17 protein-coding genes are annotated in these 19,094 nt (G+C 69.8%); 8 read left to right on the top strand and 9 right to left on the bottom strand.

Features of this window, described 5'->3' with window-relative positions; translation table 11 throughout:
* Positions 1-2 precede the first annotated feature (2 nt).
* The 4 genes from ACOFKS_RS12305 (at position 3) to lexA (ending at position 3,899) form a co-directional block, all read left to right on the top strand.
* Positions 3-623 (top strand): TolB family protein, encoded by a 621-nt coding sequence (locus ACOFKS_RS12305; RefSeq protein ID WP_419809538.1) that lies wholly within the window; start codon positions 3-5, stop codon positions 621-623.
* A 103-nt stretch (positions 624-726) separates the two neighbouring features.
* Positions 727-1,980 carry a hypothetical protein gene (locus tag ACOFKS_RS12300; RefSeq protein ID WP_419809537.1) on the top strand — a complete coding sequence of 418 codons (1,254 nt, stop codon included), beginning with the start codon at positions 727-729 and terminating at the stop codon, positions 1,978-1,980.
* Positions 1,977-3,158, top strand: a complete 1,182-nt coding sequence (glp, locus tag ACOFKS_RS12295) for a gephyrin-like molybdotransferase Glp (RefSeq protein WP_419809536.1) — start codon at positions 1,977-1,979, stop codon at positions 3,156-3,158. Before ACOFKS_RS12300 ends, glp begins: the two co-directional genes overlap by 4 nt.
* Positions 3,159-3,215: 57 nt before the next feature.
* Complete coding sequence (gene lexA / locus ACOFKS_RS12290) at positions 3,216-3,899, top strand: transcriptional repressor LexA (protein ID WP_419809535.1); 684 nt, start codon at positions 3,216-3,218, stop codon at positions 3,897-3,899.
* Here lexA and ACOFKS_RS12285 read toward each other — a convergent pair.
* Positions 3,890-6,115, bottom strand: coding sequence for a ComEC/Rec2 family competence protein (locus ACOFKS_RS12285; RefSeq protein WP_419809534.1), 2,226 nt, complete (start codon positions 6,113-6,115; stop codon positions 3,890-3,892). The genes lexA and ACOFKS_RS12285 overlap by 10 nt on opposite strands.
* 56 nt (positions 6,116-6,171) lie before the next feature.
* Between ACOFKS_RS12285 and gltX the strand changes: the two genes are divergently transcribed.
* The 3 genes from gltX to ACOFKS_RS12270 are packed head-to-tail and all read left to right on the top strand — an operon-like array spanning position 6,172 to position 9,094.
* Positions 6,172-7,620: a glutamate--tRNA ligase gene (gene gltX, locus ACOFKS_RS12280; RefSeq protein WP_419809533.1), complete on the top strand. Its 1,449-nt coding sequence runs from the start codon at positions 6,172-6,174 to the stop codon at positions 7,618-7,620.
* A complete protein-coding gene (locus ACOFKS_RS12275; RefSeq protein WP_419809532.1) occupies positions 7,617-8,888 on the top strand; it encodes a citrate synthase in 1,272 nt (423 codons plus the stop codon). Before gltX ends, ACOFKS_RS12275 begins: the two co-directional genes overlap by 4 nt.
* Positions 8,888-9,094: a hypothetical protein gene (locus ACOFKS_RS12270; RefSeq protein ID WP_419809531.1), complete on the top strand. Its 207-nt coding sequence runs from the start codon at positions 8,888-8,890 to the stop codon at positions 9,092-9,094. The genes ACOFKS_RS12275 and ACOFKS_RS12270 overlap by 1 nt, the downstream gene beginning before the upstream one ends.
* Here ACOFKS_RS12270 and ACOFKS_RS12265 read toward each other — a convergent pair.
* Genes ACOFKS_RS12265 through ACOFKS_RS12250 form a run of 4 tightly spaced genes read right to left on the bottom strand, consistent with a single transcriptional unit; the run spans position 9,062 to position 13,006 of the window.
* Entirely contained in the window at positions 9,062-10,429 is a 1,368-nt protein-coding gene (locus tag ACOFKS_RS12265) for a sensor histidine kinase (RefSeq protein WP_419809530.1), read from the bottom strand. The genes ACOFKS_RS12270 and ACOFKS_RS12265 overlap by 33 nt on opposite strands.
* On the bottom strand, positions 10,426-11,460 hold the full coding sequence (locus tag ACOFKS_RS12260; protein ID WP_419809529.1) for a DUF2336 domain-containing protein: 1,035 nt from the start codon (positions 11,458-11,460) through the stop codon (positions 10,426-10,428). Before ACOFKS_RS12260 ends, ACOFKS_RS12265 begins: the two co-directional genes overlap by 4 nt.
* 35 nt (positions 11,461-11,495) lie before the next feature.
* Positions 11,496-12,677, bottom strand: coding sequence for a hypothetical protein (locus tag ACOFKS_RS12255; protein ID WP_419809528.1), 1,182 nt, complete (start codon positions 12,675-12,677; stop codon positions 11,496-11,498).
* Positions 12,678-12,712: 35 nt separating this feature from the next.
* Positions 12,713-13,006, bottom strand: a complete 294-nt coding sequence (locus ACOFKS_RS12250) for an Hpt domain-containing protein (protein ID WP_419809527.1) — start codon at positions 13,004-13,006, stop codon at positions 12,713-12,715.
* Positions 13,007-13,088: 82 nt separating this feature from the next.
* Between ACOFKS_RS12250 and ACOFKS_RS12245 the strand changes: the two genes are divergently transcribed.
* Positions 13,089-15,374: a hypothetical protein gene (locus ACOFKS_RS12245; RefSeq protein WP_419809526.1), complete on the top strand. Its 2,286-nt coding sequence runs from the start codon at positions 13,089-13,091 to the stop codon at positions 15,372-15,374.
* Between the two features lie 168 nt (positions 15,375-15,542).
* Here ACOFKS_RS12245 and ACOFKS_RS12240 read toward each other — a convergent pair whose 3' ends face one another.
* From ACOFKS_RS12240 to ACOFKS_RS12225, 4 genes are all read right to left on the bottom strand, one after another.
* A complete protein-coding gene (locus ACOFKS_RS12240; protein WP_419809525.1) occupies positions 15,543-15,827 on the bottom strand; it encodes a DUF1467 family protein in 285 nt (94 codons plus the stop codon).
* A gap of 1 nt (position 15,828) precedes the next feature.
* Positions 15,829-17,466, bottom strand: a complete 1,638-nt coding sequence (locus ACOFKS_RS12235; protein ID WP_419809524.1) for a ribonuclease J — start codon at positions 17,464-17,466, stop codon at positions 15,829-15,831.
* 102 nt (positions 17,467-17,568) lie between these two features.
* The gene (locus tag ACOFKS_RS12230; protein WP_419809523.1) at positions 17,569-18,354 is read right to left on the bottom strand and encodes a type III pantothenate kinase; all 786 of its coding nucleotides are present in this window, start codon (positions 18,352-18,354) and stop codon (positions 17,569-17,571) included.
* 3 nt (positions 18,355-18,357) lie between these two features.
* Positions 18,358-19,074 (bottom strand): biotin--[acetyl-CoA-carboxylase] ligase, encoded by a 717-nt coding sequence (locus ACOFKS_RS12225; RefSeq protein WP_419809665.1) that lies wholly within the window; start codon positions 19,072-19,074, stop codon positions 18,358-18,360.
* Between the last annotated feature and the right edge of the window lie 20 nt (positions 19,075-19,094).

Genomic DNA, 19,094 nt, shown 5'->3' with positions numbered 1-19,094 from the left:
CGATGCTTGCCCTCGCCCTGCTCCTCGCCATCAGCGCCACGATCGATCGCGGCAATGTCGTCGTGCATGACGGCCCTGCCACCCGCACGATCACCATCGGTGGCGGCTTCAGCGAGCCGGTGGTCTCCCCCGACGGTCGGCAGGTCGCCTTCCTCCACGCCGACTCGAGCGTGGAAGACGAAGAACGCACCTCGCTATGGGTCGCCGCAACCGCTGGCGCGCCGCCTCGCCGCCTGGTCGCCCCACGCGAGTCACGTGAGCCGGAGCGCAACCTCGCCCGGTTCGGCAATCTCCACTGGTCGTTGGACGGTCGCTTCGTGTATTTGGACGCCAACGCCTGGGCGACGTCGGAAGCCATTCACCAGATCGACGTCCGCACCGGCGCCGAACGGTATATCGTCGATGGCTGGAACCTAGGCGTCATTCGCACCGGCCCCTGGCGCGGCTATCTGCTGGTCGGACAGCACCGCTACTATCACCGCGTCGAAGGCGGCTCCTACAACCCGGTCGCACTGATCCGCCCCGACGGCCACACCATGTTCCGCATCCCCGGCAGCGCCGAAGACGATGGCGAGCAGAGCGTTCCCCGCTGGCTGCGCGCGCACCGCTGGACGGCGTCCTGAGATGGCCCCGCTTCGCCTCGCACTTGCCGCCCTCGTTTTGCTACCCGCCAGCGCGCAAGCACGGAGAGAGTCCAACGAGATCGAATGCGTCACGATCCTTACGATGTGGTCGGGCAGCACGGCCGAGACGCGCCTGATCGAAACCACACCAGTGCCCGACAGCTACCGCACGATATTCGCCGCCGGACCATGCAACACGCTGCACAGGCCGTCGCTGATCGACTGGCATCTCGCCTTCGGGAGCGCGGCGAGCGTCACCGCCGCGCTGGCATTCCTTGAAGCCGACTCGACGCGAGGCGTACCGACCGGCGATCCCTTTCTCACCGGGGTTGGCGCCGCCTGGCACCGCGCTCAACCTAGCATCCGAACGCTGGCCCGCCTGGACGTTCCAGGCGGCGACGTACGCTGGCGCAGGGCGGTCGCCGCCGATCGCACGATCCGTGCCCTCCAGCCGTTCGCACGCGGGTATGAGGCAAGCGTGTTCCTGGCCGAGCAATATCTTCGCGCAGCGGAGTTCCACCGCTCACCGGAGTTGCTGGCGACAGCTCGACTTTACCTCCGAGCCGCCACCGAGGGTGTCCGGCTGTTCTTCGACGATGCGCTCGTCGCGATGGCTGCCGACCCGCCCGCAGCCCATCTGCTCAACCTCCCTGCGGGGACGGTCAATGCCGTGCGCGATATGGAGGCGCGTGCGTCGGTGCTCCACGCGACGCTGACCCGTGCGCCGACCGATCTGGCCGAAGCCACCCGCCTGCTCGACCGAGGTGACGGTGCCTTGCTCCGCAGCGCCGCCTTCGAGGCGTACGAACATGGCGGCGACCTCTGCGACGTGGACGACCGTGCCGACCTCGAAGCGATCAGGACCGCCTGTGAGAACAGGGAAAATGACTTCGAAGGCCGCCTGCTCGCCTATTGGCGCGTGCGGGCGACGTTGGAACTGCTAGACCCACAGCCCGCGCCGCTTGGCGATGAGGCATTCGACCTCGCGGCGAAACTGTTGCGCCATCGGCTGCTGGAACGTCGCGATGGATGGTCGATCCGACTCGGGCGGTACGAGGACGTGCTCGCCGACCTTTATATCCGGCGAGCAGAGCGGGTGGTTCGGACTCAGGACAGGCAGCAACGATCGAACGCCTTCATTTGGCTGGTAGAGGCGGAGCGGCTGACCTCGCCCGCGACCAATCCGGCCCGCTTTCGGCAGATCGCCGACCGGTATCTGACCCTCTGGCAGACGCTCGCCGCCGCGCCGAATTCGGCCGACCGGCCGGACACCAATCCTTCATGGGCACGCGAAGCCGCGTTCCTCGCCCGGACCCGTGCCGGCCTCCCGCAGATCGCCACGGGTACGATGCAATGACGCTGCTTCCCATTACCGAGGCGCAGTCCCGACTCTTCGCCCTGGCTGCCCCGATCGCGTCCGAGGAGGTGACGCTCGCGCAGGCCGCCGGTCGCTGGGCCGCCGCTGACGTCCGGGCTCTACGTACCCAGCCCGCCGTCGACCTCTCCGCGATGGACGGCTACGCCCTACGCTTCACCGACCTGCCGGGTCCGTGGCGCGTGATCGGCGAGAGCGCGGCGGGGCGGCCTTTCGCAAGCGCGGTCGGCGCCGGCGAGGCCACGCGCATCTTCACCGGCGCGGCGATGCCGGCCGGGACCGACACCGTGCTGATCCAGGAAGAGGCGGGTCGCGACGGTGAGCAGCTCCGTCTAACTGGCGACGGACCGCCTCACCTCGGCCGCAACACCCGCCGCAAGGGGCTCGATTTCGGCAAGGGTGACCGGTTGATCGCCGCGGGCGAGCGGATCACCCCCGCCCGGCTCGCCGTTGCCGCCACCGCCGGCCACGGCACCCTCCCGGTCCGTCGCCGCGTTCGCGTCGCGCTGGCCGCGACCGGCGACGAGTTGGTCGACCCCGGCCGGCCGCTCTCTGCGAACGCGCTCCCCGAATCCAACCGAGCGATGCTCGCCGCGATGCTCGCCGACCTGCCGGTCGACCTCGTCGATCTCGGCATCCTGCCCGACCGGCTCGACACGATGCGCGACGCCTTCGCCGGGGTGGACGCCGACCTGCTGGTCACCACCGGCGGTGCATCAGTCGGCGATCACGATCTGGTCCGGCCGGCGCTGGCGGCGGCGGGTGGCAGGGTCGACTTCTGGCGGGTCGCGCTCCGCCCCGGCAAGCCGATGATGGCCGGGCGTCTAGGGCGCACGACTGTACTCGGGCTGCCGGGCAATCCCGTTTCCGCCTTCGTCACCGCCACCTTGTTCGTGCGTCCGCTGGTCGGGCACCTGTCGGGGGCGGCCGATCCCCTGCCCCGGCCACGTCTCGCCGTGCTTGGTGAGGACCTGCCCGCCAACAACGGCCGTACCGACTATCTGCGTGGCACCGAGCGCGATGGTCGCGTTTATGCCGCCCCGGTTCAGGACAGCTCGATGCTGCTGACGCTGGCGCATTCCACCTGCCTGGTGATCCGCGCACCTGAAGCACCGGCGGCTCACGCGGGCGACTCGGCGGAAGTCCTCGACATCGCTTGACGCCTGTTCTTTTGTTCCATAGGAGTTCCACGTCTGTTCCTGAGACGGAGAACCCGGATGCTCACGCGCAAGCAGCATGAACTGGTCTGCTTCATCAACGATCGCCTGGCGGAGACCGGCGTATCTCCCTCGTTCGAGGAAATGAAGGAGGCACTCGACCTAAAGTCGAAGTCGGGCGTCCATCGTCTGATCTCCGCGCTGGAGGAACGCGAGTTCATCCGCCGTCTGCCCAATCGCGCGCGCGCACTGGAAGTGCTGCGGATGCCCGAACGGCCGGAGAAAAAGGGTGTTTCCCGCCCGACGCTCCGTGAAGTCAGTGAAGTTCCACAGCTCCGCAGCCTGCCCAGCGCCGCCAACGACGTGATCGAAATCCCGCTCCACGGCCGCATCGCCGCCGGTGTGCCGATCGAGGCATTCGAGGGTGCCTCGATGCTCGCCGTCCCAGCCGCGCTGCTCGGTCAGGGCGACCATTATGCGCTGGAAGTGGCCGGCGACTCGATGGTGGAGGCCGGCATCCTCGATGGCGACTATGCGCTGGTGAAGCGTCAGGAGGTCGCCCGCGACGGCGAGATCGTCGTGGCGCTGATCGACGATGTCGAGGCGACGCTGAAATATTTCCGCCGCGAAGGCGCGATGGTCCGGCTCGACCCCGCCAACCGCGCCTATGACCCGCAGCGCTACACGCCCGCACAGGTCCGTATTCAGGGCAAGCTTTCGGGCATCCTCCGGCGCTACAACTGAGGCATCGAGGCGCGGGGGTCCTGGTCGCGCCGCGTCGTCGACTCGACGCTGGACCGGGGTCCGTAACCGCTGGCGCCGCGCCGTGGAAAGCGAGTCTCAGCGCGTAGCCGCTCCGGCACTCGCCAGGGATGTCGGTCGGCGGGGTCGAGCACGGTCCTGACCGTCGGTACGGTTCCAAGCGTGATCGCCACGCCGCCGGTCCGCCCCACCACCATTTTGTCGAGTTTCAGCCAACGCGGCCGACACCCGCGCGGCAGCCAACGCTCGCTGACGACGATGTCGGCCTGTCGGCACGCCGCGATCAACTCGGGCGCGGGCACCGGATAGCCGCTTCGCGTCGCCAACACCCGCCACGTCCGACCGCTACCCGCCACGTCGGCCAGGCAGAGATCGTCGCTGCACCGCGCCAACGGCTGATCCGGCAGCAGCGTCAGCGCGCCGTCCACCCCGCCGCTTTCCGCCAGCATCGTCTGCGTATAGTCGCCCGCCCGCTCGCGCAGCAGCGCCATCCCGCCATCGGGCAGCCGCAGCGCCAGATGGCGGGCGTCGCCCGTGACGAGCAGGTCGGGAGCGGTCGTCATCAGTGCCCACCCCGCCCCGATCGCGAACGGAACTAGCCCCAGCCGTCGCCACCGCGTCCGCCACAACGCAAGCCACAGCCCGCCCGCGACCATCAGCCCGAACGCACCGCCCGGCATCCCCGGCACCGCCGCCACGGCCCCCGGCGCGCTCGCCACCAGTCGCGCCATCACCAGCAACCCCGCCAGCGTCTGCGCCGTCAGCCACCACAACGGCCGTCCCAAGCCGACCAGATCGAAGAGCAACGCGGCCGCTTCCAACGGCATGATGACGAAGGTCGTCAGCGGAATCGCGACGATGTTGGCGATCGCCCCGTACAGGCCCGCGCGATGGAAGTGATACGCCGCGATCGGCATCAGCGCGACCTCGACCACCAGTCCGGTCAGCAGCAGCGACAGCAGCCCCCGCCCCCATTGCCGCCAGCGCGCCTCCTCGTGCGGGCCGAAGAAGGCCGCCACCTGAGGCTGTTCGTGCAGCGCGACGATGGCGGTGATCGCCGCGAACGAGAGCTGAAAGCTCGGCCCCGCCAGCGCTTCCGGCCGGAACAAGAGTACCGCGATCGCGCCCGTCGCCACCAGCCGCAACGTCACCGCCTCACGCCCCAGCGCCAGCGCACCGAGCACCAGCAGCGCCGCCACGCACGATCGGATCGTCGGCACCTGCCACCCCGTCAGCGCGGTATAGCCGATCGCCGCCGCCGCTCCGGCGATCGCCGCCAACAGCGGGAGCCGCGTCCGCAGCGCCAGCCACGAACTCAACGCCAACAGCCGCAGCATCACGAACATCGTTGCCGCCACCACCGCCGTGATGTGCAGCCCGCTGACCGACAGCAGATGCGCCAGCCCCGCGCGGCGCATCGCGTCGGAGTCCTCTTGCCCGATCGCGCCGACATCACCCGTCGCCAGCGCCGCCGCGATCCCGCCCTCGCTCCCCGGCAGCTGCGTGGTGATGTGTTGCGACAACGCCGCGCGCAGCCCCCCGCCCACCGCACCCGGACGCACGACAGTCACCGGCGCGAACCCCCGCCCGGTGCCGCCGATCCCGTCGAACCAGGCCTGCCGCGCATAGTCGTAGGCGCCCGGCACCGCCGCGATCGGCGGCGGCATCAGCCGCGCGCGTAGCCGCACGACCGCACCCGCTCCCAGCCCCGCCGGCGCATCCTCCGCCTGAAGATTGATCCGCACCCGCGGCGGCAGCCTCACCGCGCCACCGCGATCATCGGTCGCCCCGGTCGCCGGCACCACCGTCAGCCGCACCAGCCCACGCGCCGCGAGCGGCTCGACCCGCTCGACTATGGCAGTGAACCGCGCCACCGTCGGGCCGCCCAGCACCGGCGCCGCCACCCGCTCCGCCCGCCACCAGACCAACGTCAACCCGAGCGCCGCCGCCAGCGCCCCGACCCCGACCGCCCGCGCCAGCCGCCCGGAACGCCCGATCGCCAACGCACCCAACCCAAGCGACAGCAGCGCCAGCAACACCGCCGTCCAGCCACGCGGGTCCGGCAGCACGAACCACGCGGTTACGCCCACGCCCAGCGCAACCGGCAACCACAACGCCAGCTGATCGCGCTCCGCCTCCAGCCAGCGCTCTATTGCAGCGCCCGCCACCGCTGGCGTTTGCCGCCCGGGCAGGCCCATGCTAGCGGCGAAAGGGGCGATCGTCGCCATCACCATCAGCTTGGGAGCAGCCGCGCTTGGGCGCAACCGACAACATCGCCGCGCCGGAAGCGACCTCGGGATCGAGCGCGGTCGTCACCCGTTTCGCGCCCTCGCCGACCGGCTTCCTCCATCTCGGCGGTGCGCGCACCGCACTGTTCAACTGGCTGTTCGCCCGCCATCACGGCGGCGAGTTCCTGCTGCGGATCGAGGACACCGATCGGGCGCGCTCGACGCAATCGGCGATCGACGCGATCCTCGACAGCATGACCTGGCTCGGTCTGAACTGGGACGGCGACGCCGTGTATCAATTCGCCCGCGCCGCCCGCCACTCCGAGATCGCGGCCGAGATGATCGCGCGCGGTCACGCTTATCGCTGCTATATGACAGCCGAGGAGATCGACGCGCAGCGTGCGGCGGCGCAGGCGGCGAAACAGCCGCTCCGCATCCGCTCCCCCTGGCGCGACCGGGACGACGGACCGGCGGAGCGGCCCTTCGTCGTGCGCCTCAAGGCGCCGCGAGAGGGCGCCACGACGATCGACGACCGCGTCCAGGGCGCCGTGACCGTTCAGAACGCCGAGCTCGACGACCTCGTCCTGCTCCGCTCGGACGGTACGCCGACCTACATGCTCGCGGTCGTCGTCGACGATCACGACATGGGCGTCACCCACGTCATCCGCGGTGACGACCATCTCAACAACGCCTTTCGCCAGCTGCCGATCATCCGCGCGATGGACTGGCCCGAGCCGATCTACGCGCACATCCCGCTGATCCACGGCGCCGATGGCGCCAAACTGTCGAAGCGCCACGGCGCGGTCGGGGTCGAGGCGTATCGCGACGAGCTCGGCATTCTGCCCGAAGCGCTCGACAACTACCTGCTCCGCCTCGGCTGGGGCCATGGCGATGCCGAAATCATCACCCGCGCACAGGCCGTCGAGTGGTTCGATCTGGCCGCGGTAGGCAAGGCCCCGTCGCGCTTCGACCTCAGGAAGCTCGAAAGTCTCAACGGCCACTACATTCGCGAAGCAGGCGACGACCGACTGGCCGGGCTGATCGCGAACACGCTCGATGTCATGAGCGGGCCGGCGATCGATCTGCTCCAACGCGCAATGCCTGCGCTGAAGCCGCGCGCGGCCAACCTCAACGAATTGGCCGAGAACGCCGGCTTTCTGTTCGCGAGCCGCCCCCTGCCCGTCGCCGGCGACGCCGCGCCGCTGCTCGCTGGCGATGCACGTCGTACACTTCAGGCTGTCCACGACGCGCTTGACGCGGTGCAGCACTGGGATACGGAAGCGCTCGAGGCGGCGGTCAGGGCCGTGGCGGAAACGGCCGGGCTGAAGCTCGGTCAGGTCGCCCAGCCCCTGCGCGTCGCGCTCACCGGTCGGCGGACGTCGCCAGGCATCTTCGACGTGCTCGCCCTGCTGGGTCGCGACGAGAGCCTGGCCCGCATCGCCGATCAGGCCCAGATCGAGGAACCCGTCCGATGACCGACCCCGTCCAGTTCGCCGGCCACGACTATAAGGTGATGTCCGGCTCCGTCGGCCCGGACGTGGTCGATATCCGCAAGTTCTACGCCGACACCGAGATGTTCACCTACGACCCCGGCTTCACCTCAACCGCTAGTTGTCAGTCAAAGCTGACCTACATCGACGGCGACGAGGGCGTGCTGCTCCATCGCGGCTACTCGATCGGCGAGTTAGCCGAGCAGTCCAGCTTCATGGAGGTGAGCTATCTCCTCTTGAACGGCGAGCTGCCGACGCAGGCGGAACTCGATCAGTTCACCACCACCATTACCCGTCACACCATGGTGCACGAGCAGCTGGCGACCTTCTTCCGGGGTTTTCGCCGCGATGCGCACCCGATGGCGATCATGTGCGGCGTCGTCGGCGCGCTGTCCGCCTTCTATCACGACTCGACCGACATCCATGATCCCGCGCAGCGCGTGATCGCCTCGCACCGCCTGCTCGCTAAGATGCCGACGATCGCGGCGATGGCCTATAAGTACAGCGTCGGCCAGCCGTTCCTCTACCCCGACAATTCGCTGAGCTACACGGGCAACTTCCTCCGCATGACGTTCGGCGTGCCGGCCGAGCCCTATGTGGTGAACCCGATCGTCGAAAAGGCGATGGATCGTATCTTCATCCTCCATGCCGACCATGAGCAGAACGCGTCGACGTCAACCGTGCGGCTCGCCGGGTCGTCGGGCGCCAATCCGTTCGCCTGCATCGCGGCGGGCATCGCCTGTCTGTGGGGTCCGGCGCATGGCGGCGCCAACGAGGCGGCGCTCAACATGCTGCGCGAGATCGGGACGCCGGACCGCATCCCCGAGTTCATCGCCCGCGCCAAGGACAAGAACGATCCGTTCCGCCTGATGGGCTTTGGCCATCGCGTCTACAAGAACTACGATCCGCGCGCGACGGTGATGCAACAGACGGTGCGCGAGGTGCTCGGCGCGCTGAACGTCACCGATCCCGTGTTCGACGTCGCGATCCAGCTGGAAGAGATGGCGCTCAGCGATCCTTATTTCGTCGAGAAGAAGCTGTTCCCCAACGTCGACTTCTATTCTGGCGTGATCCTGTCGGCGATCGGCTTCCCGACATCGATGTTCACCGTGCTGTTCGCGCTCGCCCGCACCGTCGGCTGGGTGGCACAGTGGAACGAGATGATTACCGATCCCGACCAGAAGATCGGGCGGCCGAGACAGCTCTATACCGGCCCGACCGCACGCGACTACGTCGCTGTGGGCGATCGCTGATGCGATATCCGATCCGAACGATCGCACTCGTCCTGGGTGTGCTTGCCACATTGATGGGGCTGCTGTGGATCGGTCAGGGGCTCGGCTATATCCACTGGCCGCGCTCCAGCTTCATGCTCGATCAGCGGCCATGGGCGAACCGCGGCGCCGCGCTTGCCGTGGTCGGGCTGCTGCTATTGCTGGTCGGACGAAGGCTGCGCCGTTAGCGACAACGTGAAGCGCGCGCCTTCGCCGGCGCTGCTTGCCACCGTCAGATCGCCCCCCATCGCGCGGGCCAGTCGCCGCGCGATATAGAGGCCTAGTCCGTTAGTGCCGGGTTCCTCCGGATCGACCCGCTCGAACTTGTCGAAGATGCGTTGTTGGTCCGCCGCGGCGATACCCTTGCCTTGATCGGCAACGGTCAACCACGCCCGATCTCCCTCCTGGCCTACGGTAATGCCGATTGTTGAAACCGCTGGCGCGTATCGCAACGCGTTGCCCAACAGATTGGCCGCGATCTGCAACGCCCGACGGAAATTACCACCCGCGATCAGCGTGGCATTGGCGGCCGGCCGTTCCACCGACACCTGCGCGTCGCTTGCCCGGATCGCCAACAACGCAGCGGCCCGCCGGGCAACATCGGCAAGGTCGATCGGCTCCGATGGCAGGGTGAAATCCTGTTGTTCGACCGCTTGCAAATCGACCAGATCGTCGACCAACGACAGCAAATGGCGGCCGGCGCCGGCTATATCGGCCGCGTAATCGGCGTAGCCCGGCGCGATCGGCCCGTCGGTACGCGCGGTGATGCTGTCGGCATTGGCGACGATCCGCGCGAGCGACGAACGCAACGCGGCGTCCAGTCCCTCGGTGAACGTGCGCGAGAGAGCCTCGGGCACGGGCGGGGCCGATTGCGACGACATGACCGCCGTCCCGCTCAGGCCCGCGAAGACGCCGCCCCCGGCCTGGCGAACCGTTGCGGACAGGATCACCGGCGCACCGGTCGCGCGGACGCGCGCGGCTTGATCGACGACCGGGCGCTGCGCCGCCACCGCGGCTAGGATCGGCAGCGTGCCGTCTTCCCCGCCTTCCAGCGTGAACAGTGCCGTCAGCGGCTGACCGAGCAGCGCGAACGCATCGACACCGGCAGCCGCGGCCGCGTCCAGAGACACAAAGGTGAGGCAGAGCGCCCAATCCGTCTCCCAGCACAGGTCAGCCCCCGCCTGGGCGATGGAGGCGGGGTTGGAAATCCTCGCCGGGCGCCAGGCGCGCATTTCACGCCAGCCGCTGATCGCCAGCCGCACCCGATCACCGTCCGGCTGCGCTCGGACCCACAGGTCGAGATCGGCGTCCTCATCCGCGACGACGATGCCGCGCGAAACGATCACGCCGAGGCGCCGCGCCAAGCGCGCCACCGTGGCGAGCTGTGGTACCGCTAGCGGTTTGCCGATGCTGCCACCAGCGTGCGTATTGAGCCTTTCGATCGCGAGGTCGGCGGAGTCCAGCCGTCCCTCCGCGTCGACGATCGCGTGCGCTATCTCACGCTCGGCGCCGGTAGCAGTCACCGGCGAGCGCCCCGCGCCAGCGCCTGGATGGCCGACCTGAAATCAGGCTCCAGCGTCTCCGGTGCCAACGCCGACCTCGCTTCTGACGGCTTGATCGCGGCGATGCGGTCGATATCGTCGGCAAAGGCTTCGATGTCTCGGCGGGGGTCGGCGTCGCTAAGCGCCAAGGCGATGCCCGCGATCGATCGACGATCGAGCCGCGCAGCCCGAAGGGCGAGCCACAGTCGCTCGCCGGCGGGATCGAGGATCAATGCCTGCGTCCGCGCGAAATCCAGGCCGACCGCATGGGCCAATACCGCGACGAACAGCGCCAGCCGCCGGTCGCCGAGCGCCTCCAGCAGCAGCGGCGCGAGTTCTTCGGGACGGGCGTCGATCGCCTGCGCCAGGTTCATTGCCACCCTCGCCGCGCCGACCCCCTCGTCGTGCGCTCCGAGCGCGCGCAACGCTGCCTCGGCAATGGCGCGATCCAAATCCGCGTCGGCGGTCGGCGGTCGGATGGCGGCGGCGACCGCCCAGACGAGGCGGTGCTGCACCTCCGCCGGCAGCGTCGGCCGTTCGACCGCATCGGCGACCAACATCTCATGGGCGGCGGCGGCGACGAGGCGGTCGGGCACGGCGGCCAGCCGTACCAGCAGGCTTGCCTCCTCGGTCTCGCTGACCGTCACCGGCAGGGCGGCGGCGAGCAGACGCGCCTGGCTATGCGCGGTCAGCGTCGCGATCAGCGGCTCGTCGCGCAACAGCCCTGCCGCCATCAGTCGCCCCGCAGCACCGGTGCCGCGCAGGAGCGACTCGGCCGCTTCAGTCGCGCCACGCGCCGCGAGCAGCCGCGCAGCCTGACGCCGCAGGTCGGTCTCGATCGCCCCGATCGCATCGGTCAGCGACCGTATCACCGCCAGCCGGGTCTGCTCGTCCAGCCTGCCGTCATCGGGCAGCATCATATCGCCCATCGCGACCAGCAGCCGCGCGTCCGCCCGCGCGCGCGCCTCGGCGGCACGCACGGCGGCGGTCGGGGAAGCGGTGTCGGCCGGCATCCGCCCGTCCTACGGCACTCACGGTTAAGGCAGCGCTAAGCCTGTCGCCGCAGCCGCTCGATCGCCGCCGCCAGCGTCGCGGCGGCGTATGCCGCCGCGATCGCCATCCCCACCAGCGGCCAGTGCGCCGCCGTCGCGACCATCACGAGCAGCAGATAGGCCGGGGCGCTGCCCCACCACCAGCGCCGCAGCCGCTCCGGCCCGGCCCGCTCGGCCAGCGCCGCGATCGTCACCAGCGCCGCCGCCACGGCCAGCGCGGCGACGTTCCCGGCCATGCCGCTGGTCGCCGCCCCAAGGAACAGCGCGGCAAGCGCGGGGACCGCCAGGCCGCCGACCCGCTGTGCCCGCTCGATGCGCGGCTCGTCACGCAGGCCGCTGAGCGTCGCGCCGAGCGCCAGCACCAGGCAGCCGGCGAAGGCGAACACCAGCCCGGTCGTGCTCCAGCCGAGCGCGACGGCGACCAGGCCCGTCAGTCCGATTAGGCCGCCGATCATCGCGACCCCCAGCCCCGGCCACCCGCGATCGATCATCGCCGGCAGCGTCCAGCGGGCGAGCGGCGCGACGACGCGGCGATCGAACCAGCCCCGCCGGTCGGAAACGATCGCCGCCAGCACCGCGCGACCGCGCCGCTCCAGCGCCACGCGGTCGCGCTCGATGCCGTGACCGTGGGCGAGGGCCTCGGTGGGGAGCATGACGTGCGTGGCGCGGGCCTGCTCCGCGACGCGCAGCAGCGTCGATTGCGCGTCGTAGTCGGCTGGCAGTCGGGCTGCGTCGGCGAACCGGCGCGGATCGAGCCTGGCGACGCCGGCCCAGGCCTGCGCGCCACCTAGCCGCTCGAACACCGGCCCGGCATCCGTCTGCGGCACGACCAGCAGCGCGTCACCGCCCTCGCCGGCCAGCGTCGCGACCACGCGCTCGGTGGTGATGAGACCGTCCGCCAAGACGAGGACGCGGGCGAGCGGATGGAGCTTGCCCGCCGCCTCCGCGATGTGCCGGACCGCATCGACGGTGACGCCGCGCCGGCCGATGCGGCTGACCGCACCGAGCAGCTCGGGGGTCAGGCGCGCGACCAGGACGATGATCTGCCCCGCCCCCGCCTCGATCAGCAACCGCGCCTGATACTCGATCAGCGTCACGCCGCCGAACGGCAGCGTCGCGGTCAGCCGCTCGGGCCGATCGTCGGTTTCCTGGACGGCGAAGAGGAGCCCCGCGAGCATATGTCGCGGCTGTTACGGCGTGGGGGCGGCTACGGCTAGAGCCGCGCCACCATCCGCCTGATGCGACCGAGCAGTTGCGGGTCGGGCGCACCCGCCTTCACCGCTTCGCTCGCCAGCGCCATCAGCCGCACCGCGCCGAAGCTGGCCGCCAATCCCTTCAGTCGACCCGCCGCCGCGACCCACGCCTCCGGACCGGCCGCGAGGTCCAGACCGGTGAGCGCCGCCGCCGCGCTTTCGACGAACGCGATCCGCAGCTCGACGATCAGCGCGGGATCGTCCCCCACCGCCGCCGCCAGCGTCGCCTCTATCGCTCCCGGATCGTACGCCATGCCGCCTTCCATATGCGACGGTGTTTACCGAAGCGTTGCGTTCGGGGCTTTGCGGACGGCGGAAAGATGGTAAATCCCACCGATGAACGGGGGCTCCATCGCGGTCGAAATCCGCGCCGACACCAGTCGCGCGCCACCCAGCGCCGCGGCGCCGCACGATCTCGACCTCGAAAGCGGCTGGATCGAGGACCAGGTCGAGGCGGTGCCATCGCGCCACGGCCTGCGGCTCGCCGCTGTGATGGTCGCGGTGGTCGCATCGCTGATCTGGGTCGGCGGCGCGCTCTGGCTGGCGCGGGACGCCTTGCCGACCTTGCCGCCCGTCGCGCTGGTGGAGTTCGTCGCGGCGCTCGTCATCGTGCCTGCCGCCCTCGGCATCGTGTGGCTGCTGGCGCTGAGGACCAGCCACGCCGAGGCGCGGCGCTTCGGCCGGACGGCGGCAGCGATGCGGACCGAATCCGCGCGGCTTGAGTCCGCCGTCGCTGCGATGGGACGTCAGGTGGACGCGCACCGCCAGGGGCTGGCCGCGCATGTCGAAGACCTGCTCGATCGGGGCGATGCGGCGGGTCAACGACTCGCCACGCTGAGCCAGAGCCTGGCCGGCGAGGTGGTGCTCGCCGACCGTCATGCCACGACGCTGAGCGAAGCGGCCCGCCGCGCCGAGGACAGTGTCGGCGCGCTGCTCGCCAACCTGCCGCGCGCACGGGGCGAGACCGAGGCGGCGGCGGCGCTGCTCGACGTCACGGCCGAGAACGCACGCGATCAGGCGGCGGCGCTGCATGAGCGGCTGACCGCGCTCGCCGCGCAGGGTCACGATGCCGACCGGATCGCGGGGGGCGCGGCGCAGGCGCTGGCAGACCACCTCCAGCGGATGGAAGGCACCAGCGAGGCGGCGGCGGCGCGGCTGGAGGCGGTCACGTCTGCGATGACGGTCGCGATCGACGCCCTGCTCGGCCGCACCGCCGACGCGGTCGACCGCTCGCGTCAGGGAATCGCCGCGCAGGGCGACGCGATGCTGGCGATGGTCGGCGCGCATCAGGCGGCGCTGGACACCGCCGCACGTGAATCGGCCGAGACGCTGGCTGCGAGGATCGAGACGGTCGAGGGCACGATCGATCGGGTTGCAACGCGACTCGACGAGCAGCGCGCGTCGGGCGAGGCGGTCGTCGCCGGACTGGAAGGCGGGCTGGAGCGCGTCGAGAACCGGATGGCGACGCTGCACCATCAAGGCGTCGAGCGCTCGCAGATGCTCGCCGCTTCGATCAGCGCGCTGGGCGGCTCCGCCGACGCGATGACGGAGGCGTTGCGGGCGGGTGAGGCGATGGCGACGCGGACGATCGGCACGACCGAGTCGCTGCTGATCGCACTCGACGCCGCCGCACGAGAGATTGACGAGACGTTGCCGGATGCGCTGACCCGGCTCGACGCCAAGGTCGCCGACAGCAAGGGCGTGATCGGCGCCACCAAGCCCGAGCTACTCGCGCTCGTCACCGCCGCCGAAAGCACGCACGATGCGATCGAGGCGGTCGCCGGCGTCATCACCGATCAGCGCCGCGTGGTCGACCAGCTGTCGTCGCAGCTGCTACAGACGCTCAACGAGGGTCGCACCAAGGCCGATGCGCTGGGCGTGATGGTCGACGAGACGATCGGCCGCACGAACCGCTTCGCCGAGGATGCCGCACCGCGCCTGCTGGAAGCGCTGCTGCGGGTGCGCGAGACGGCGCAGTCGGCGGCCGACAAGGCGCGCGAGGCGCTGGGTCAGGTGATCCCGGAGGCCACGGCGAAGCTGGAAGCGGCGAGCGCGGCAGCGCTGGCGCGCGCGACCAGCGACACCGTCGAGCGGCAGATCGCCGCCGTCACCGATGCGACGGCGCGGGCGGTGGATGCCTCGACCCGCGCGACCGAGCGGCTGGCGACGCATGTGCAGGCGATCGCCGACCAGACCGCGATCGTCGAGACGCGGATCGAGGACGCACGCGCCGAGCGTGACGAGCACGACCGCGACACCTTCGCGCGCCGCGTCTCGTTGCTGATCGAAGCGCTCAACTCCGCCTCGATCGACATCACGCGCACGCTGTCGCCCGAGGTCGCGGACAGTGCCTGGGCGGCATATCTGAAGGGTGATCGCGGCGTCTTCACCCGGCGCGCGGTGCGGCTGCTGGACGCCGGCGAGGCGCGCGCGATTGCGGCACTGTACGATGCCGACGCCAGCTTCCGCGAGCAGGTGAACCGCTACATCCACGATTTCGAATCGATGCTGCGCGCGGTGCTGGTGCAGCGCGACGGCTCGCCGCTGGGCGTGACGCTGCTGTCGGGCGACATGGGCAAGCTGTACGTGGCGATGGCGCAGGCGATCGAACGGCTGCGGTAATTCGCGGCTGAAATCGACGAAATTGACGCTACGTTCCGTGACCTTCACCTCAGTTTCCACGCCCGGTCGCACCGGGGACGTCGGGACGGGGAGAAGCGCAGTGGTCATGCCGGCGGTCTGAACCGCTGGGCTGGCTAAGGGACAGGAAACGACGTCGCGGCGGACGCGCTACCTGACCTCCGGTGCTTCCTGCAGGTTGAAGAAGGTCAGCGACTGCTGGTCGATCCAGTCGAAATGATAGTTCAGCATGAACAGCCCGAACAGCACGGTGGCGACCACCGTCACCCGCATCGCGACGCGGCGCGGCCGGAATCCGTGCGGCGCGCTTTCGGCAGTGCCGGGGATGTGCTCGCCCCCGGCCTCGCGCGTCGTACGGACGCCAAAGGGCAGGACCAGGAACACCGAGAAAGCCCAGAACAGGATGTAGATCGCGAGCGCCGAGGTCCAGCGCATGTCAGACCTCGATGAGCATCACGTCGACGATCGGCTTCTTGCCCGTCCATCGCGTCGCCGTCCGCCGCACCGCCAGGCGAATGTCTTCGCGCAGCCGGTCGGTGTTGCGCTTGCCGCCCTTCACCGCCGCCGCCGCCGCGTCGCCCGCGTCGGCGACGAAGGCGGCCCGATCCTCCTCGACCGGCACGCCCTGCACGCGCACCTCGGGACGACCCAGCAGCCGCCCGTCACGCACGGCGACGGCGACCGAGACCTGACCGTTCACCGCGATCCGGCGGCGCTCGTTGATCGTCGCGCCGTCGGAAGGCAGGATGATGTCGCCGTCGAGCACCAGCCGGCCGACCGTGGCGTTGCCTATCTTCGCGACCGGGCCGGGCAGCAGCCGGAGCAGGTCGCCGTCGGTCTGGACGACCGTCTCCGCGATCCCCTCCGCCTTGCCGAACCGCGCCTGCTCCTGAAGATGCCGCATCTCGCCATGAACGGGGACGAGCACCGACGGCCTGATCCAGCGATACATGTCCGCGAGCTCGGGACGGCCGGGATGCCCCGACACATGGACATGCGCCTGGCGCTCGGTAATCATCTCCACGCCACGACCCGCCAGGATGTTCTGGATGCGCCCGATCGCGACCTCGTTGCCGGGGATCTGCTTCGACGAGAAGACGACGGTGTCGCCCGCCTTGAGCGAAATCGGATGCGTGCCCTCGGCCACCCGTGCAAGCGCGGCGCGCGGCTCACCCTGACCGCCCGTGGCGACGATCAGAACGCGATTGGCGGGCAGTCGCATCGCCGTCTCCGGGTCCACCGTCTCCGGGAAATCGGTGAGGTAGCCGGTTGCGCGGGCGACGCGCAGGATGCGGTCGAGCGAGCGGCCAGTGACGCACACCGTCCGCCCGGTCTGCTTCGCCACCTGGCCGAGCGTGTGCAGCCGCGCCGCGTTGGACGCGAAGGTGGTGACGAGCACGCGCCCCTTCGCCTGTCCGACGACCTCGAGCAGCCCCTCGCGCACGCTGCTCTCCGACCCTGAGCGCTCGGCGTTGAAGACGTTGGTCGAATCGCAGACGAGCACGTCGATGCCCTTGTCGCCGATCGCGGTAAGCTGCTCGGGCGTCGAGGGCTTGCCGATCACCGGCGACGGATCGAGCTTCCAGTCGCCGGTGTGGAAGACGCTGCCCGCCGCCGTTTCGATCGTCAGCGCGTTGGCCTCCGGGATCGAGTGCGACATGGGCACGAAGGTCACGCCGAACGGCCCAAGGTCGAACCGCTTGCCGGTGCCGATGACACGCAGCTTGACCTGATCGGTCAGCCCTTCTTCCTCCAGCTTGCCGCGGATCAGCCCGGCGGTGAAAGCGGTGGCGTAGAGCGGCACGCCCAGCTCTTCGGCCAGGTACGGCAGCGCGCCGATGTGATCCTCATGCCCGTGGGTCAGCACGATGCCGACCAGGTCGTCGCGGCGCTCCTCGATGAATTGGAGGTCAGGGAGAATGAGGTCGATACCGGGATAGCCCGCATCGGCGAAGGTCACGCCGCAATCGACCATCAGCCATTTGCCGGCCGTCCCGTACAGCGTCACGTTCATGCCGATCTCGCCCGAGCCGCCGAGGGCGCAGAAGAGCAATTCGTTGTTTCTGGGAGTCATGTAGTCCTGATATTCTCTCGTCATGCCCGCCCGAGCGACGACGTCGCTCCGTTGACGATATTGGGATAGCGGGGTTACCGGTCGACACCGGTGGGGAAAACTCTAGGCCGGTATATGGGCGCGCTCCGACATGATCGCCAGCCCCTGAATGGTCAGGTCGGGTTCGATCGTGTCGAAGACGGCGGTATGTTCGGTCAGCAGCGTGGCGAGTCCGCCGGTGGCGATCACCTTGGTCGGTCGCCCGACCTCCTGCTTTAGCCGCGCGACCAACCCCTCGACCAGCGCGATATAGCCCCAGAAGATGCCGATCTGCATCTGATCGACGGTGTTCCGCCCGATGACGCCGGTGCCCCCCTTGGGCGCCTCGATCGCGACGCGGGGCAGCTTGGCGGCGGCGGTGACCAGCGCGTCGAGCGATAGGTTGAGGCCGGGCGCGATGATCCCGCCCTTGTAGGCGCCCGAAAAGTCGCTGACGTCGAAGGTCGTGGCGGTGCCGAAGTCGACCACGATCAGGTCGCCGGGGTGGAGCGCATGCGCGGCGATGGTGTTGACCGCGCGGTCGGCGCCGAGCGACTGCGGCTCGTCGACATCGAGAGCGATGCCCCACTCGACCGGGGCGCGGCCGGCGACCAGCGCGGTCGTATTGAAATATTTCTCGGCCAGCACCTCCAGATTGTGGAGCGCGCGCGGCACGACGGTGGCGATGATAACGCGCTCGATCACGTCGCGGCTCATGCCTTCGAGGTGGAGCAACTGACTGAGCCACACCGCATATTCGTCGGCGGTGCGGCGCGGGTCGGTGGCGATCCGCCAGCGCGCGACGATCCTCCGTCCGTCGAGAACAGCAAACACGACGTTGGTGTTGCCCGCATCGATCGCTAGCAGCATGGGTCAGGCCAAGAATACATCGGCGGCGTGAATGACACGCGGTTCGCCCGCCGCCAAGCGAAGGATGAGCGCCCCGTCCGGGTCGAGGCCGTCGAACAGTCCCTGGACGGCGGCCCCGTCGGGCAGATGGACCGCGAGCGCGGTGCCGCGCGGATGGGCAAGGTCGAGCCAGCGGGTGCGAACGGCGGCGAACCCTTCGCCGCGCCAGCGGGCCAGCCAGCGCGCGAAGCCCTCGGCCAGCATCTCGGCGAACGGTTCGGGCGCGAGCAGGGCGCCGTGGGAGGCGAGGCTGGTGGTCGGGCGGTCGCGCAGGTCGGGGTGATGCGCAAGATTGGCCCCGACCCCGACCACCACAGCGTCGTCGGCGCGCTCGAGAAGGATGCCCGACAGCTTCGCGCCGCCGACCAACAGGTCGTTGGGCCATTTCAGGCGCGCCTCGCCGTGCCCGGCCACGGATGACCGATCGAGCAGCAGCGCGACCACTTCGCACAACGCCACCGCCGCGACGAAGCCCAGCGTCGCCGCCGACGGGTCACCCGCCCGCAGCCGCACCAACGTCGACCCGTAGAAATTACCCGGCGGCGACACCCACGCCCTGCCCTGTCGCCCCCGCCCCGCGGTCTGCCGCTCGGCGCGAAGCCAGAACCCCTCCTCGATGCCCGATCGCGCCAGCGCGAGCAGGTCGGCGTTGGTCGATCCGGTTTCCGCGACGGTACGGATCGTGGTCAGCGGCGCAGTGC

Source organism: Sphingomonas sp. (genome assembly GCF_965200135.1).
Lineage (GTDB): Bacteria > Pseudomonadota > Alphaproteobacteria > Sphingomonadales > Sphingomonadaceae > Sphingomonas.
Note: the sequence above shows the minus strand (reverse complement) of the source record. Positions and strands in the feature narration are given on the sequence as shown.